Origin of the sequence: Psychrobacter sp. (assembly GCF_041554015.1) — a bacterium.
GTDB lineage: Bacteria > Pseudomonadota > Gammaproteobacteria > Pseudomonadales > Moraxellaceae > Psychrobacter.
Genome location: NZ_JBFFMS010000037.1, coordinates 13,212 through 29,966, shown reverse-complemented (window position 1 = coordinate 29,966; position 16,755 = coordinate 13,212). Strand labels below are relative to the sequence as shown.

Annotated in this window: 12 protein-coding genes and 2 tRNA genes; 6 read left to right on the top strand and 8 right to left on the bottom strand. The window is 44.5% G+C overall.

The features are described 5' to 3' along the window. Window positions 1-17 precede the first annotated feature (17 nt). The 5 genes from ABYU67_RS09885 to ABYU67_RS09865 form a co-directional block, all read right to left on the bottom strand. Window positions 18-93: transfer RNA gene (locus tag ABYU67_RS09885), tRNA-Gln, on the bottom strand. Window positions 94-336: 243 nt separating this feature from the next. After that, window positions 337-412: transfer RNA gene (locus tag ABYU67_RS09880), tRNA-Gln, on the bottom strand. Window positions 413-549: 137 nt separating this feature from the next. Next, on the bottom strand, window positions 550-1,515 hold the full coding sequence (gene ispE, locus ABYU67_RS09875; RefSeq protein WP_372844833.1) for a 4-(cytidine 5'-diphospho)-2-C-methyl-D-erythritol kinase: 966 nt from the start codon (window positions 1,513-1,515) through the stop codon (window positions 550-552). A 105-nt stretch (window positions 1,516-1,620) separates the two neighbouring features. Continuing rightward, complete coding sequence (gene lolB / locus ABYU67_RS09870) at window positions 1,621-2,256, bottom strand: lipoprotein insertase outer membrane protein LolB (RefSeq protein WP_372844832.1); 636 nt, start codon at window positions 2,254-2,256, stop codon at window positions 1,621-1,623. A 230-nt stretch (window positions 2,257-2,486) separates the two neighbouring features. After that, window positions 2,487-4,430 carry a tetratricopeptide repeat protein gene (locus tag ABYU67_RS09865; protein WP_372844831.1) on the bottom strand — a complete coding sequence of 648 codons (1,944 nt, stop codon included), beginning with the start codon at window positions 4,428-4,430 and terminating at the stop codon, window positions 2,487-2,489. Window positions 4,431-5,025: 595 nt separating this feature from the next. Between ABYU67_RS09865 and hemA the strand changes: the two genes are divergently transcribed. From hemA to ABYU67_RS09840, 5 genes are all read left to right on the top strand, one after another. Then, window positions 5,026-6,390, top strand: a complete 1,365-nt coding sequence (hemA, locus tag ABYU67_RS09860) for a glutamyl-tRNA reductase (RefSeq protein WP_372844830.1) — start codon at window positions 5,026-5,028, stop codon at window positions 6,388-6,390. A 284-nt stretch (window positions 6,391-6,674) separates the two neighbouring features. Continuing rightward, complete coding sequence (locus ABYU67_RS09855) at window positions 6,675-6,809, top strand: hypothetical protein (protein ID WP_372844829.1); 135 nt, start codon at window positions 6,675-6,677, stop codon at window positions 6,807-6,809. Between the two features lie 159 nt (window positions 6,810-6,968). Beyond that, on the top strand, window positions 6,969-8,105 hold the full coding sequence (locus tag ABYU67_RS09850; protein ID WP_372844828.1) for an aminotransferase class V-fold PLP-dependent enzyme: 1,137 nt from the start codon (window positions 6,969-6,971) through the stop codon (window positions 8,103-8,105). Between the two features lie 160 nt (window positions 8,106-8,265). Next, window positions 8,266-8,703 (top strand): YeeE/YedE family protein, encoded by a 438-nt coding sequence (locus ABYU67_RS09845; RefSeq protein WP_372844827.1) that lies wholly within the window; start codon window positions 8,266-8,268, stop codon window positions 8,701-8,703. Between the two features lie 102 nt (window positions 8,704-8,805). After that, on the top strand, window positions 8,806-9,225 hold the full coding sequence (locus tag ABYU67_RS09840; protein ID WP_372844826.1) for a DUF6691 family protein: 420 nt from the start codon (window positions 8,806-8,808) through the stop codon (window positions 9,223-9,225). Between the two features lie 105 nt (window positions 9,226-9,330). Here the strand turns inward: ABYU67_RS09840 and ABYU67_RS09835 are convergent, their stop codons facing one another. Further along, a complete protein-coding gene (locus ABYU67_RS09835; protein ID WP_372844825.1) occupies window positions 9,331-10,995 on the bottom strand; it encodes an AMP-binding protein in 1,665 nt (554 codons plus the stop codon). Window positions 10,996-11,425: 430 nt separating this feature from the next. On the opposite strand from ABYU67_RS09835, the gene ABYU67_RS09830 reads away from it, so the two are divergent. Then, a complete protein-coding gene (locus ABYU67_RS09830) occupies window positions 11,426-13,561 on the top strand; it encodes an FAD-dependent oxidoreductase (RefSeq protein WP_372844824.1) in 2,136 nt (711 codons plus the stop codon). Between the two features lie 128 nt (window positions 13,562-13,689). Here the strand turns inward: ABYU67_RS09830 and ABYU67_RS09825 are convergent, their stop codons facing one another. Both ABYU67_RS09825 and ABYU67_RS09820 read right to left on the bottom strand, forming a co-directional pair. Beyond that, complete coding sequence (locus ABYU67_RS09825) at window positions 13,690-14,709, bottom strand: lipoate--protein ligase (protein WP_372844823.1); 1,020 nt, start codon at window positions 14,707-14,709, stop codon at window positions 13,690-13,692. A 279-nt stretch (window positions 14,710-14,988) separates the two neighbouring features. Next, a complete protein-coding gene (locus tag ABYU67_RS09820; RefSeq protein ID WP_372844822.1) occupies window positions 14,989-16,587 on the bottom strand; it encodes a GMC oxidoreductase in 1,599 nt (532 codons plus the stop codon). Between the last annotated feature and the right edge of the window lie 168 nt (window positions 16,588-16,755).

Genomic DNA, 16,755 nt, shown 5'->3' with positions numbered 1-16,755 from the left:
ACTATTACAGTAAAAAATGGCAGGGGTAGCTGGACTCGAACCAACGGATGTCAGGATCAAAACCTGATGCCTTACCAACTTGGCTATACCCCTGTAATGTCTAGGCTGTGTACGTCGATATCTAATAGCAACTTTTAATAAAATTACGCTTAGAATAGCGTCACGACCTGTTCGTTATTTTATAAACGGATAAACCGTCTACAACATAACTTTTCCCTAACGGTGTTCATTGCGAACTATACCGAAACTGGGATAACGTTGTCAATGTCAATAAAATAAGCGTTTATTTAAAAACTGCTTATAATAACGACCTATCAAACGCTTTGCGCTTAAAAATGGCAGGGGTAGCTGGACTCGAACCAACGGATGTCAGGATCAAAACCTGATGCCTTACCAACTTGGCTATACCCCTATTGTGGCGACCTATTATAAATAAATATTTGGATTTTGCAAGCTATTTGCGCCTTTTTATGGCTTTTATTCTAAATAGGTCCAAAATAAAACGGATGTTGGTTTAATAAAACGCTTCACGTTGTCTTTATAGTTATTTTATTCATCCGTTAAATTAGCAACTACATAAGCAGGACAAGGCGCCTCTTTAATCCACTTTGCCAAAAGCGCTTTATCATCAATCATACTTGAATCCAATGGCAAAAATACCGCGCTACCTGAGCCAGTCATTCTTGCTGTGCCCAAGGCTTGTTTTTCTAAACCCTGTAAATAAGCTAATGCCTCATCGACAGCAGGAGCAAGGCTCGTAACCACTGGCGTAAAAACATTTTGATAAGGCGTGTTTAAATGTTGCACATAGTCGTCAGACTGGTTTTTGATACTCTTAATCGACAGCGGGGCACTATCTCGTTGTAGCTTTGGATGCGCGAACAGCTTAGCCGTATTCACATGCGCGTTTGGGGTCAATACTAAATACTGCTGATCAGGCAAATCAATGGCCGTCAGTTCTTCACCTATGCCTGTCGCAATCGCATCTTGCCCAAAGATAAAGATAGGCACATCCGCGCCAATAGTAGCAGCGATTTTTATCAGCTTATCACGGGAAAATTTAAGCTGCCAAATCTCATTAAGCACCATCAATGTCGTTGCGGCATTGGATGAACCGCCGCCTAAGCCTGCGCCCATTGGCAAGTGCTTATCTAATGTTACTTGTACGGGTGACAGTGATGTAGGTAGCTTGTTGGTTTCTATAGCAGCTACCAATAGGGCGCTAGCCGCTTTAAAGATTAAATTATCTTCTAAATTGGTCGTTATAGTCTCTGCGCCAGCCAATATTAGAAGTTGATGACAGAGCTTATTCGCCTCTCGTTCACTATTTGCCGTAAAAATCACGACTTCATCTGTGACTGAGAAATGCAGATAATCGCCCCAATTAAGCAGACGAAAAATGGTTTGCAAATTATGATAACCGTCAGCACGCTTACCAGTGATATGCAAAAATAGATTGATCTTTGCCGGTGATAAGCGCGTGATGACAGCTGAATGATTGGCGTTCTTAGTCATAAATGATGATCACAATTCCTGGGTGCAGTTTTAAAACGTTAACAGCCATTTATGAAAATGGCTGTTGATAGTATCGCTCAAATCTAACTGGCGCACTTGGCGCTATTATTTTTGATGATTGATGGTCATGACAACTTTGTTACCTTGCGATTGAACGGCGCTGATCTTATTTGGTAACTTATCATTACCTTTATAGCTGAAACTTGCACGCCATTCGCCATTGACCGAGCTCACCAGACGGTTTTGGGCATCGAGCTGCGGTGCGCTGTCTGAAGGCGCTGGGCGACCCGATATCCAATATGGCATCTGCGAGATAGGCGCTTGCCAGCCAGTGGCTTTCTTAAGCAAGGTTTCAGGGTCAGCGGCATTCAATGTCCCTGTCTTTTCGCTCACCAAGGTCGCAGACTGACCATTGTATTCGATATTGGTTTTGCCAATACCTAACGCCCCAATGAGCTCAATGGCGAAGCGATCATTCTGTTGACGCCATGCATAAAACGCACTGCCGCCTTGAGCCCCTGTGCTATCACTCGCAGCCGTTGTAACACCAATCTTACCGGTAATATTAAAGCTCTCGAGTTTCTTAGGTTGTTCAGCGCCTTGACTTGGAATAGTGGTGCTAGGCTGGTTTGTGGCGTTGGGCTTCATAGACTGACAGCCAGAGGTGATCATCACTGCTGCTGTCATTGCAGTAAGTAGGGCTAATTTATTGGGTTTATAAGAAGATAATAGGGTAGACATGAGGCTTCCTCAAAAATGGACAAATTTGCAAAATTATAGTTTCAAAAAAGTTATTATTTTGAAAGTAGCTTAGCTTAAGTTTTATTTGTTACTCAGTTATGCGTGACTGTTCGCTTCTTATAAGTGACTTGTAATGATAGGGCGTTGTAGTTGAGACTTTAGCAGTATCATTTTATGAGAAGTGCCATTTTATGAGAAGTACCGTTTTATGAGAAGCATCATTTTACGTCCTAATATAATTGTATACGGTCATTGATATTTTGTTGCCCAAATGAGAAACGCTGCTGCAAGTCGGCAAGCAATGTCTCAACTTTTGCATTGTCACCCAAGCCCTGATAAGCGCGCAGTAGCAGCGTCCCCGAGCGTAAGGTCGGGAGCACATCATAAGGCGTTTGTAGATAGTCGATCACTTGCTGATAATTCTCGTTTGCCAGCGCATTACTTGCCAGTACATTGAGGGCTTGTAGATGCAGCTCATTGTCATAGCGCGGGTCATCGTAGCGGATCTGTATGATCGCCGTCGCCAATGCCAGTCCTTGCTCAGAACCACGCTCATTGGCAAGTAATAATTGGGCGTAACTTAGCTGATAAGCAGGATTGCTGGGGTCAAGTGCTTGCAGATGATTGAGCAAGGTACGCTTGACGATATAGTCCTCGTTATCATCAAGGAGCTGGACGCGTGCAAAAAGTAGCATTTCATTATCAGGATATTTACGAGCAGCTTTAGTCAATAGTCGTAAGGCCTCTGCTGATTCATTCTGCTGCCATAAGATATCAGCTTGTAGCACAAAGCTATCAGGGGCGAAGACGCTAAAGTCTTTACGCAGCTTTTCCAGCGTTGCAATAGCGGCATCGACATCGTTATTGAGTAAATCTAATGCCACCACTTTTCGCCGCGCTTCCAAGACCAAATCCTCTTGCATGACCGCGTTAAGATAGTATTTGGCTTGCTCAAAGTTTTGCTGACGCTCAGCACTGATGCCCAGATAATAGTAAGACTGATCTAGATAAGCGGGATTTTTGGCAAGCGTATTCAGCAACTGATCGGCACTGGTATATTTTTCGATATCTAAGCTAACCAGCGCCGCTAACAAAGTAATCTCAGCATCATCAGCAAAGCGCTGATGAGCGTTTAGCAAGAGCTGCCATGCTTGCTCGTTTTGCTTTAGATCAAGTAAATAGCGTATTTCATACAAGTATAGATTTTTACTGTCAGCATTACGCAAGCGTGCTTGATTAAGATAGCCAATGACTGCTTCTGACGTTTCGATTTTGCGCAAAATATCTGCTTTTAAGGTTATAAAAGGCACATAATCTGGCTGGCGATCAAGGGCGCGGTTGATATGGACGATGGCAATCTCAGGTTCATTAAATTGATATAACAAACCGGCTTTTAAGACTGACAGCGAGGCGTTTTGCGTACTGTCGATAGGTTGCAGAGCGGCGAGTAGCTCGCGTTTATCCTCATCGCTGTTTGGGTAAATACCGATTAAAATTTCGCTAAGGTCAGCGCGCGGATCATAGCTTAAGATACGGTTTAGAGTTTCGCCCGCCAAATCATAATCGTGCGCCCGCAGTGCCAAATGAGCGACATAAAACCAAGCGGGCACATGGTCTGGATTTTTATCTTGCCATGCTTTGGCAAATTGTAAGGATTCTTCAACCTTGTCATTACGCAGCGATAAGCTTAATGCGCGCTCAAAAACCGCTGTCGCATCTTGTTTAAAGGATTGCTGTTTATAGATAACTAGCGCGCGCTCGGTGTTATTACGATTTGCAGAAAACTCTGCATCTAACAAAGCATATAAGCTGGGTTCATTGCTTGCCTTATTGCTAGATTCATTGCTTGTTTTATTAAAGTCAGATGAAGGAGTGCCGCTGCTTATCGAGGCATCAGTGATCGGTTGGTTACCAGCTGTGGTTTCAGTCGCGGGTATATAACCATTCATGACTTTATGAGAGGTATCATTGCTTGTATTAACGATGGCATTACTAGAGCTGGTAGAGGAGATTTTGGGCAAAGCTGTATTTGAAACGCTGTCTATATGGCTGGCATGGGCAGGAAATCCTAGGCACAGGCAAACCGCCAACGAAAATGCTAGCTTATAACGTTGGCATAGCCGCTCAATGAGGTCGTGCAAAAGAGCGCTAAGGCTAAAGTGAGCGTTATGCATAGGTTGTCGTCTAAATGACGACCCAAAAAAGACCATAGCGTACAATATCTACCTATTTTGACTTTGTTTCTACTTTAACTTTATTTCTATGCCCACCAAAGGCGTTGCAGCATAAAAGAGTGGATTTATTATAATCGTTTTAAAAACAGAGGTCTGAGACCAATAACGATGTCAAACATTATAAGAGCAGCATGAAAGGATACACAATAGCAGCCGTGTTACTCAAGCATCCGTAATAGGGTGAATTTATCCTAGTAAAGCCCGAAATGACGCTTAGTGTTGTTAGTTTTAAGTAAACCTATATGCAGAGCATAGAATATAAAGCTGGTAAACACTGTTGATTTGTAGGCATGGCGCCCAGATACAGACAAAGTGCTCGCTTATAGAGGTGAGTGTTAAATAAAGCTATCAATAATGATATAATAAGCGCTTTTTATTCTTCTACTTTTCTTTTATTTTTAAAGTTACCTTTCTCAAGGCTGTTTTTCAAAGATTTCTTGTCAAAAGTTGTCTTTGAAAAACAGGGTTTTAATTTTAAAAAACCGCTACAGGGGTTTGGTTGGCGAGTGAATATTATATTTATGGTCTGTCAATAATGAGATTAGTGGTCATTGGGGTCAATCACAAAACTGCACCAGTCGCTCTACGAGAGCGCTTGGCGCTTGTTGGTGACGAGATCAATATCGCACTTGCGCAGCTACAAAGCTTTAGCGACGGTAGCGTGATAGTCTCCACATGTAACCGGACAGAGATTTATGTATTGGTCCCAGAAAACCTACTATCCTCAAAGCCAGCTTCAGCAGCTATAGATGCCAGTAATGCGGTTAACAATAGCACCAATCTTCCATCGGCCATCATCAGCGCTCATATCCTAAAAATTAAAGCTTGGCTTGCAGATTTTAAGCAGCTGTCACTGACCGAGATTGACCCTTACTTGTATGTCCACCGTGATACGCATGCTTTGACCCATTGGCTACGAGTAGCTGCAGGGCTTGATTCTATGATCTTGGGTGAGCCGCAAATACTGGGACAAATCAAACGCGCTGTACATTTGGCGCAAGATCAAAAAGCGCTGAGCAACCAGCTCGGCTGGATTGTCGATCAGGTATTTGCCGCGGCAAAGCGAGTACGTAATGAGACTCAAGTTGGCGCACAAGCGGTATCCCTTAGCTATGCTGCTGCTAAGCTTGTGACGCAAATATTTGATGATTTGCCAAACCGTACGCTATTGGTGGTAGCGGCTGGCGAGATGAATCGATTGGTGGCGACGCATATCGCAGGGCTTGGGGTTGGGCGCATTATTATCTGTAATCGCAATCCTGAGCGCGCAGAGGCGTTAGCTGCTGAGCTACGAAGCCCCAATCGCCAGATCGAAGTCAGAACGCTGCAAGAGCTGCCACAAGTCTTGGCAGAAGCTGATATCGTGAGCAGCTGTAGTGGTAGCATGGACATATTGATTGATAAAACCATGACGCTGCGGGCACTAAAAAGCCGTCGCTATCAGCCGATATTGATGATTGATTTGGCGGTACCGCGTGATATTGATTCAACCGTTAGCCGGATAGATGATGTGTATCTGTATTCCGTCGACGATTTGCAGCATGTGATAGCCGGTAATATCGAACAACGTCGACAAGCTGCTGTAGATGCTGAGCTGCTCGTCAGTCAATTGGTGGTTGAGATGGATCGGCGCTTTCAAGTACGCCAAGTAGGTAAGGATATCCAGCAATATCGCATGCGTACTCATGAGCAGGTCAACAAACTGTTGCAAGCCTCTATCGCAGAGCTGCAACGCGATAATGCTAGCCCTGAAGATATTATGATTGAGCTGACGCGGCGCTTAACACAAAGCTTGACCCATGCGCCCTCCAAACTCATGCGTAAAGCGGCACGCGAAGGGGACAATGAATTGCTTGATTTTGTAGTATCAGGTCTACAAGATGCCCATCGACAGCACTGACACCTGTCTTTATTAGCAAAAATAAGAACGTGTATGAGTACGGTTTTAACGTAAACATAGCATTGTCAACCTGCATTATCAGTGCTAATATCAAGCTGTTATGACGATATTAAGTGATGATGCTTGATTGATAAATAGGGAACGTTTTTAGGATACTCGAGCGGTATTCGTTACAGCACCAGCGTCTTGATACTATTTAAATTTTGTCTATCCAATCAATCATTTTTAATAACCACTGTGATCAGCCTACCACTGCGTAGCAACGATGATGGTGCGTTTGTCCTATGCAGTTTCACTTAACATCTGATGACATCAACGACGTACAAGATACCACCGTCAACGGCAATAGCGCTAGGATAAAGTGCTACATCGTCCACCCTGCGTCAAATTCTCAATTATTACTCGATATTCGTACTTAGCGTATGCTAGCTATAAGCGTATCTGGCTATCATGCTATGTTGGTCAAATTTTTTGATCAAATACTAGCTGAGCCAGATTGGCTTTAGACTGACTAAGACAGTATCTAGATTTTGTTATTACTCATACTTAAAAAATATTACAACAGACAGGAGCGTCACATGACTGCATTACGTCAAGATATTGATCCAAACGGCTTATTAGAATATTCAGTGGTTTATACCGACCGCGCTCTTAATCATATGTCAAAAGCCTTTCAAGAGGTGATGCATGATTTGCTAAGCAATTTAAAGACCGTTTATAACGCTGAAGCAGCGGTTATTATTCCAGGTTCTGGTACCTATGGTATGGAAGCCGTCGCCCGTCAGCTGACTATTGATGAAGATTGTCTTATCATCCGTAATGGTTGGTTTAGCTATCGCTGGACGCAAATTTTAGAAAAAGGCAGATTTGCTAAGTCATCTACGGTATTAACGGCTGAGCGTACAGAAGACACGGAAGCGCCAAAGCCATTTGCGCCCGTCGCTATCGAAACAGCCGTTGCCAAAATTAAAGCAGACAAACCTGCTGTTGTTTATGCGCCGCACGTTGAAACCTCATCTGGCATTATCTTGTCAGAGGATTATATCAAAGCGTTAAGTGAAGCTGTCCATAGCGTTGGCGGTTTATTGGTGATTGATTGTATCGCCTCAGGTTGCGTATGGCTCGATATGAAAGATTTGGGCATTGACGTCCTTATCAGTGCGCCGCAAAAAGGCTGGAGTAGTACGCCATGCGCAGGTCTTGTCATGCTCAGCGACGCTGCCATTAAAAAAGTAGAAACCACGGAGTCTAACTGCTTTAGTCTTGATTTAAAGCAGTGGCTGACCATCATGCGCGCGTATGAAAATGGCGGTCATGCCTATCATGCGACGATGCCAACCGATAGCTTACGTCAATTCCGCGATACGATATTGGAAGCAAAAGCGATCGGTTTTGATACATTGCGTGATGCGCAATGGGAGCTTGGCAATCGCATTCGTAAGGTGCTGGCAGGTAAAGGGATTGAAAGTGTTGCCGCAAAAGGGTTTGAAGCCCCAGGTGTGGTGGTTGCTTATACTGACCGTGATGACATGCATAAAGGCAGTGCTTTTGCTGAAGCTGGGCTACAAATTGCTGCTGGTGTACCACTACAAGTCGGTGAGCCTGATAACTTCAAAACCTTCCGTTTAGGTCTATTTGGTTTGGATAAATTGACCGATATCGATGGTGCTGTAGAGCGCTTTGAGAAAGCACTTGATGAGGTATTGACTAAATAATAGCTGTATTTTGTAAGATTGTTATCAAATAAAAAAGAATACTGAACCTATATCAAAAAGGTTCAGTATTTTTTTACCCTTTTGATATATTTTATTATATAATGTATTTATGTAGAACGATATTTTTCATTGTTGGTAAAAATTGCTTTAGGTAAATATTATGAGTATACAAATAGACTGGCTCGCCTTTACTCCTATCTCCTTAGTTGGTGGTTTGCTGCTTGGGCTGTCGACCGTTGTGTTGTTACTAGGTATTGGGCGTATTGCAGGTATTAGTGGTATTTTTTCGAGTTTGTTAAAGCCCAAAGATATAGAGGTATGGCAAGTACTGTTTATCCTAGGCTTGATCGTTTCGCCCTTGCTCTACAGTTTGGTCAGACCCTTGCCTGATATAGAAATCACCACATCCTTACCATTATTGATTGGTGCTGGGATACTGGTGGGCTTCGGTACGCGTCTGGGGTCAGGCTGTACCAGTGGTCACGGTATTTGTGGTAACGCACGCCTGTCACCACGTTCGCTTGCAGCGACAGTGACCTTTATGTTGTTCGGTATCATAACGGTATATGTGGGCAGGCATGTCTTGGGTATGATTTAAGCCCAGTATATGCTTGATAGCGCAGGGTTTTATTATCAGCTGATATAGATGACAGATGATTTATTACAGCTTGAATGAATAGATTAAGTATGAGGCACAATAATGCTAAAAAATATGATTGGATTGCTAGCTGGGGTATTATTCGGCTTGGGGCTACTGATAGCAGGCATGACTGACCCTGCTAAGTTACAAGGGTTCTTGGATGTCTTTGGCGCATGGGATATCTCTTTGGCACTGGTGATGGGTGGCGGGCTACTGGTAGCTATTGTTGGTGTACAACTGGCCAAGCGGCAAAAGACCAGCTGGGCTGGCACGTTTATTTTATTGCCAAGTAATACCGTGATTGATAAAAAACTGCTCATCGGGGCTATGATGTTTGGTATCGGTTGGGGTCTTGTGGGCATCTGCCCGGGGCCTAGTGTTGTGCTGCTAGGAACAGGGCATTGGCAAGCCTACGTGTTTGCCCCTGCGATGCTGTTCGGGATGCTGATTTTCAAATGGCTTGAGCCAAAGTTTAATTAGCCTGTTGGTTAATAATAGCTAAGCAAAAAGGTCAGCCTACATTCATTAGGCTGACCTTTTTTATACTCAATTACTTATCATATAAAAAGCTTATATTGCATTGTTCTACGTTGTACTTGGGCTCACTTTTGGCGTTTCGTGTGCCAATGATTTTGCCGCTTGACGTAGCTCAAATTTCTGCACTTTACCGGTGCTGGTCTTTGGGATTTCAGCAAAGATAATATATTTGGGTACTTTAAAACCAGCCAAATGCTGCTTGCAATGCGCCATCACATTATCGCGCTGTAAGGTGCTACCTTCATGAATCTCGATAAAGGCGACTGGCACTTCGCCCCATTTGTCATGCGGCGCGGCAACGACCGCACAGCTTTGGATTTCAGGCATTTTATATAAGACGTTTTCGACCTCGATACTAGAGATATTCTCGCCACCTGAGATGATGATATCTTTGAGACGATCCATGATTTTGATATAGCCATCAGGGTATTTAACACCCAAATCACCAGTACGGAACCAGCCGTCAGCAAAGGCTTCTTCGGTTGCTTTACGGCTTTTTAGATAACCTTTCATCACCATATTACCGCGCAGTGCCAGCTCGCCCATCTCTTCGCCATCAGCAGCAACCGGCTCAGTAGTCCCTTGTTTAAATAGCTCAAAGCCCGTCATCAAATGCGAGGTGATCCCTTGGCGAGATTTTTTCTGCGCACGAGCAGCGACATCGAGCGCATCCCATTCTTCTTGCTCAGCGCAGACAGTGACCGGACCATAAACTTCGGTGAGACCATAAACGTGCGAGATATGAAAGCCCATCGCTTCCATAGCAGCGAGCATGGTTTCAGAGGGCGGCGCACCAGCGACCCAGCCTTTGACTTCATGGTTAATAGCGTCTTTATATTCAGGCTTACCACCAGCAATCATATTGTGTACCACCGGCGCTGAGCAATAATGACTGACTTTATACTTGGCAATCAGCTGCAAAATCAAATCAGCGTCAATTTTACGCAAGCAGACGTTGACGCCCGCGCGCTCAGCGATGGTCCATGGGAAACACCAACCATTGCAATGGAATAGTGGCAGCGTCCATAGATACATGGGATGCTTGGGCATATCCCAATCTAAAATGTTAGAGACAGCGTTGAGCGTGGCACCGCGGTGATGATAGACCACACCTTTAGGTTTGCCCGTGGTACCAGAGGTATAGTTGAGGGCGATTGCATCCCATTCATCGAGCGGTTTTTCCCAATTATCCAAATTGTCTGAGCTGGCGATTAACTCTTCATAACTCATGATACCAAAACGCTCGATATCGAGCGCCGCGTCGGTCGCATGAATGACGATGAGATTAGGAAACGCTTCATCGATCATCTCAGCGTGCTCAGCAAACTCGCTGTCCAAGATTAATACCTTTGCCTCTGAGTGTTGCAAACAAAAACTCAAGGCATTGATATCAAGGCGGGTATTAAGGGTGCAAAGCACGCCGCCTGACATCGGTACACCAAAGGCACATTCGACCATCGCTGGCGTATTTGGCATCATGACCGCTACCGTATCATTTTTATCGATACCCAATTTACGCAGACCATCCGCCAATTGACGACAGCGATCATAAGTCTGTTGCCACGTTTGCGTGAGGTTATTGTGCTCTAAATCATCATAGATAATGGCGGTTTTATCAGGATAGACCTGTGCGCTACGGATGATAAAGTCAATAGGGGTAAGCGGTTGATGGTTGGCGGCATTTTTGCCAAGACCAGTATGGAAGTCTGTCATGGGGATAGTCCTTTATCTTGCTTTTATAATTCGGCGAATATGCTACAAGTCGGCTATCAAGGTGGCTTCGCTCTTTATCAGTGTATGATGAGCCGTTGATATTCTTGCTGACCTTCGTAGCAACTCGCCGATAGGTGACTCATGGTAAATATTTGCTCATCCATTATAGACAATGCTCTGTGAAAAGCGAGTATGTTTTTAGCGCTTTCTAGTATTGAATCACATGAGCAATGAGCCTCATGCACATAGTGTTCACTCATCAGTCGCTTGTCTGCATAGCTGATGATAATAGCGGTGTGTTACGATACCAGTGAAGTTAAATCCCAACGCTTAACTGTTTCCAATAAGCCTTATTTTTAAAAACATAACGTTTAAAAATCCCGACCAGCTTTAATCAGTATTTCTACAAACCATTCATAAGGAAAATGATATGACCGCCAGCCGTACCGCCAATACCATTGAGACCGCCAGCACCAACGAGCACTATCCGCATTTATTTGAGCCGCTCGATTTGGGCTTTACCACGCTTAAAAACCGGATGGTAATGGGTTCGATGCATACGGGGCTTGAAGACCGTTTTTATAATTACGGTAAACTGGCGGCGTATTTTGCCGAACGTGCCAAGGGCGGCGTGGCGATGATGATTACCGGCGGTATTTCACCCAATCGTGAAGGTTGGTTACTCCCTGCTGGCGGCACCATGAACACCCGCGCTGATGTTCTCAATCATCAACGCGTCACCCGTGCTGCCCATAAATATGACAGCAAAATCATCATGCAAATCCTGCACAGCGGTCGCTATGGTTATCATCCGTTTGCCGTGTCAGCGAGTCCGATTAAATCGCCAATTTCGCCATTTAAACCGCGTAAGATGAGCATCAAAAACATCGAGCAAACTGTTAAAGACTATGCCCGCTGTGCCAAACTTGCCAAGCAAGCGGGTTATGATGGTGTCGAAATCATGGGCTCAGAAGGCTATCTGCTCAATCAATTTTTATCTCGTCATGTCAATAAACGTACCGATGAATACGGCGGTGATATTCAAAACCGCATGAAGTTTGCGGTCAACGTGGTAAAAGCCGTACGTGAAGCAGCTGGTGAAGATTTTATTATTTTATTCCGCTTATCGGTCATCGATTTGGTCAAAGACGGTAATGTCATGGATGAGGTCATCACCGTCGCTAAAGCCTTAGAAGCAGCGGGCGTGACCATCATGAATACCGGTATCGGCTGGCATGAAGCGCGCGTACCGACGATTGTCACCAGCGTACCGCGCGCCGCTTTTGTGGATTTTACCGCTGAAATTAAAAAACATATCAGCATCCCTATGATGGCAGCCAACCGTATCAATATGCCTGAAACCGCAGAAGAAATCGTCGCTAGTGGTCAGGCAGATATGATTCAGATGGCGCGTCCGTTCCTAGCCGATGCCCATTGGGTGAATAAAGCCAAAAATGGTCAGGCAGATCGCATCAATACCTGTATCGCCTGTAACCAAGCTTGTCTTGATCATACCTTTGAGAATAAACGCTCAACCTGTTTGGTCAATCCGCAAGCTTGCTACGAGACTGAACTGGTCTATAAAAAAACCAAAAAACCGAAAAAAGTCGCCGTCATCGGTGGCGGTGTCGCTGGCATGTCAGCTGCTCATGTCGCCGCCTTACGTGGTCATGATGTGACGTTATTTGAAGCCAAAGACATCTTGGGCGGTCAGTTTAATTACGCCAAAGTCATCCCAGGTAAAGAAGAGTTTTTTGAAACCATTCGCTATTATATCAATGAGCTTGAGCACTTAGGTGTTGAGATTAAACTTAATACCAAAGTCGACAAGGCTATGCTAGAAAAAGCAAAATTCCATCATGTCATCGTCGCAACCGGCGTGGTTCCAAGAAGCCTAGCGGGTAAGCTTGAAGGCGCTGATTTACCGCAAGTCATCAGCTACGCTGAACTGCTCTCTGGTGAGAAATCCGTCGGTGACACCGTCGCGGTCATCGGAGCAGGTGGTATCGGTTTTGACGTTAGTGAATATCTGACCGCCAAACATGGTCAGCCATTAGATGAGCTAGGTCCTGAGCTCTTAAAAGACCCAAGCTATCGTCCAAAAGCGCAGTCTATCGAAGCGTGGCGTGAAGAATGGGGCGTCACCTCTGCCACGGATTATCAAACTGAGGGCGGACTGATTCAACCTGAAGCCATTAAGCCTATCCGCCAAGTGTACTTGATGCAGCGTAGCAAAGGTCGCTTGGGCAGTGGTCTTAATAAAACCTCGGGCTGGGTACATCGTGCCCATGTTAAATCACACGGCGTCATCCAAGTATCGGGCGCAAAGTACGATAAAATCACCAATGAAGGTATTTGGATCACCAATAATCAAGGTCAAAGTCAGCTGCTACGTGTTGATAGTGTTGTGGTCTGTGCCGGTCAAGAGTCGGTCGTTGAACTGATGCCAAACGTCGGTGATGCACCAGACGCGCAATACCATCTCATCGGCGGGGCAAAACTTGCGGCTGAGCTAGATGCCAAACGTGCGATTCGTGATGGTGCTGAGGTTGCGGCTGCGATCTAACATTTGAATGATTTGGGTTAAATATAGAAACGGTGAGATTAATGATCTTACCGTTTTTTTTGTCTGCTTAACCAAGCAATTAATCAATAAAATGCGGTTAATTGCCCCCTAACTTTCTTGTAGAAAAGCTAACCTTCCATTTCACTCAGCATCCATACAGACACGTCGTCAATCTGCGCCGCCAATTCAGAATGCGCTTTGCCTAATTCATCAAACTTAGCTTTAATCTCATGCTTATCGTATTTGATGTCCGTCAATGTATCTTTTAATAGCTCAATTAATTCAACGTTTAATGCATCAGAGAAAATGACCACATCGCGTATCACCGCTTGCTTCACATCAAGGTGCAAATCAATAATGCCCCAATCAAAGCGCGTCTCAATGTGATGGGTGAACTCAGGCGTCTTACCAAAGCGCCAATCCCAATCTGCCATCTGCTGATAGTATTTATTCAGGTTAGGCTGCTTGGCGAGACTGGCTTCATCCAATTCTTCTACTGGCACGGTGTCGCCATAATCAGTGTCACGATAGTATTCGCAAAACGCCTCGATAATCGCCTCGGATAACGTCTCGTGATTGATATCCTCGTTAAACTCGACCAGATTAGCGACGCGAGAACGGACAGATTTGATACCTTTAGCTTTCAGCTTAAGCGGATGCGGATTAAGATAATCTCCAAGCTTTTGCATGTTGGCATTGACCAATAAAGTCCCGTGATGAAAACTGCGATCCGCCGCGTGTTTAAAGGCGCTGCCTGATATCTTTTTATCGCCGACTTGCATGTCGTTACGACCAGATAAATCTGCTTCTATGCCCAATTTTTTGAGCGCATTGATGATAATGGTAAAGTTCGCTGCTTGATCGTAGTCGTCTTTGGGTGATAAAAAGGTAAAGTTGGTATTGCCCAAATCATGAAACACCGCGCCACCGCCACTCTGACGCCGCGCCAAAAACACATCGTCGGCTTCCATCTTATCGATTTTGCACTCTACCCATGGGTTTTGCGAGCGTCCAATGACTACGGTCTCGCTATTGCGCCATAAGAATAGCGTGTGCGAGTCGGGATTGAGCGTATTAAATATCCAATCCTCGGTTGCAAGGTTAAACCAAGGGTTGGTCACGCTAGATTTTAAGATGCGCAGTTTCATTACTTATCCTTTTTATTATTAATACTGTTAGTAGCAGCTATTGTTGCCGATGCGAGGTTGGAATTCAATGAGTGTGTGGCATGGGAGCGGTTTAAGTCTGAGGTTTCTATTTAATTGAGATACTTGAAGAGAAAATTGGAGTGGATAAACAGTTGTAACTAGTAGCTAAAAGTCTATATCACATAATTATTTAAAGATAGCTTGCAAAGCTTAGTCCATTAATTTTGAAGATTTACACTCTGAATTAGTGGATTAAATTTGTATTCATTCTTCATTAACCTACCCAAAATCTTCCCTCAAAATACTCGCCATATTACGCTCAGCAAGTCCTGTGATAAATACATATGGATTGACGCCAGCGCTACCGGGGATTAATGCCCCATCTTGCACATAGATATTTTGATGTCCTTTTACGCGACCAAATTCATCAGTCGCTTTACCCAATACACAACCACCAAGTGGGTGATAGCAGAAGTTATCGCCGAAGCCATTGGTGAATAATAAGCTTGATGTCGAGCCACCATTTACTTTGGCAAGCTTCTCAATCAGCTCTTTAGCAGCGTTTACTGAGTACTGATTTTGCTCGCGTTTCCAGTTAAGTTTGACGGTTTTGGTGGCTTTGTCATAGTAATAGTTACCGCGTTCTGGATTGTCAGTGATGGCAAGATATAGCGTCGTCCACGTCTCAAGCCCTAGCGGCAATGGCGCAAGCTCAGCAAAAATTTTATACTTTGAGCCGCCTCTATCGCCGTCCCACATATTGATGCCTTTGACCGGAATGGTTGATTGGGTGGTGCCCGCGGCGTGGACGAAATTGCGACCGGTCATAATATTACCGTTTGGTCCCCAGTGCTGCCCGATATGTTCGTTTAGGTTGTTTAATTTGCCTTCCGCTTGGCTTTTGAGTAGCAGCTCTGAAGTGCCTGTACTGCCCGCATTTAGAAACAGTTTATCGCAAGTGTAATGCTCTACTTTATCGATGCCGCCTGTGGTATTTAACACATGAACTTCTAATCTAAGTTGGTTATTATCGAGCGCTTGGATGCTATTAACTTTGTGTAGGGTTTTGACGGTGACATTCCCCGTGGCTTCAGCATCTTTTAGATAGGTTAAATCAAGTGAAAACTTGCCAGCGTTATTGCCATAGATGACTTCGCCGCCGAGTGCCGACTTATAAACTTCACCGCGCGCCTCACGTTGCATATAATCAAAGTCGTAGCTGTTACCAAAGAATTCGGTCTTTAGTCCGGCTTTTTCAGTTTGGCGTTCAGCAGCGCGAGTGTATTCATAATGCTCGGACTCATTAAAAAACGTCTCAGGGATTTTACTGACTTTCAGTTCCTTCATAGCACGAGGGAAATAAGTGTCGTACATCTCATCAGAGTTAATCCAAGGAAACACTGCTTCAAAATGCGAGCGTCTAGGGGCAATGGCAATCGCGCCATTGACGATAGAGCCGCCACCGTAAGCACGTCCTGCAAAGACTTTCATCTCATCATATTCGATTAAATCTAAAACCCCAGGATATTTTCTGATAGGTATCGGAATCGGGATAGGGGCGTTTGGCATATTGCTAAACCAACTTGAGCGTTTATCAGCGCTAATCATTTTGCAAAAGGTGTCGTGATTTGGCGTTCTATCCCAGCGCATCCCCATCTCAAGTATCAGCACTTTATGACCTTTTTCGCTTAATCGTAGCGCCGATACTGCGCCGCCATAACCACTACCGACAATGATATTAGGAAAGTGTCCCGCTTGGGTGATGGTACTAGGTAGTCTTGGCTGCTTGGCAAGCGTTTGACAGCCGCTTACCGCAGCGGAGGTGCTGACGGTAGCTACGCTCAAACCCATGGCTTTAATCAGTTGGCGTCGTTGCATGGTAATTCCTAATATGAATATGTAAGCTAAAAAGTCTGAGCTGACTAAAATTAGCCTGTGACTGCAATAGTGTATTCAGCCAAATGAGCATTATATTAACAAACAAAGGTTGCGTTATTATTTCAGTCATACGATTGTCCTAAGAGTCATAGACAGATAAAGCTTCAT

Coding starts and splice junctions, on each gene's coding strand:
- ABYU67_RS09835 (WP_372844825.1), bottom strand. CDS start 10,995: ATGACAGACTTCCATACTGGTCTTGGCAAAAATGCCGCCAACCATCAA.
- ABYU67_RS09820 (WP_372844822.1), bottom strand. CDS start 16,587: ATGCAACGACGCCAACTGATTAAAGCCATGGGTTTGAGCGTAGCTACC.
- ABYU67_RS09840 (WP_372844826.1), top strand. CDS start 8,806: ATGCTAAAAAATATGATTGGATTGCTAGCTGGGGTATTATTCGGCTTG.
- ABYU67_RS09855 (WP_372844829.1), top strand. CDS start 6,675: ATGCAGTTTCACTTAACATCTGATGACATCAACGACGTACAAGATACC.
- hemA (WP_372844830.1), top strand. CDS start 5,026: ATGAGATTAGTGGTCATTGGGGTCAATCACAAAACTGCACCAGTCGCT.
- ABYU67_RS09830 (WP_372844824.1), top strand. CDS start 11,426: ATGACCGCCAGCCGTACCGCCAATACCATTGAGACCGCCAGCACCAAC.
- ispE (WP_372844833.1), bottom strand. CDS start 1,515: ATGACTAAGAACGCCAATCATTCAGCTGTCATCACGCGCTTATCACCG.
- ABYU67_RS09850 (WP_372844828.1), top strand. CDS start 6,969: ATGACTGCATTACGTCAAGATATTGATCCAAACGGCTTATTAGAATAT.
- lolB (WP_372844832.1), bottom strand. CDS start 2,256: ATGTCTACCCTATTATCTTCTTATAAACCCAATAAATTAGCCCTACTT.
- ABYU67_RS09825 (WP_372844823.1), bottom strand. CDS start 14,709: ATGAAACTGCGCATCTTAAAATCTAGCGTGACCAACCCTTGGTTTAAC.
- ABYU67_RS09845 (WP_372844827.1), top strand. CDS start 8,266: ATGAGTATACAAATAGACTGGCTCGCCTTTACTCCTATCTCCTTAGTT.
- ABYU67_RS09865 (WP_372844831.1), bottom strand. CDS start 4,430: ATGCATAACGCTCACTTTAGCCTTAGCGCTCTTTTGCACGACCTCATT.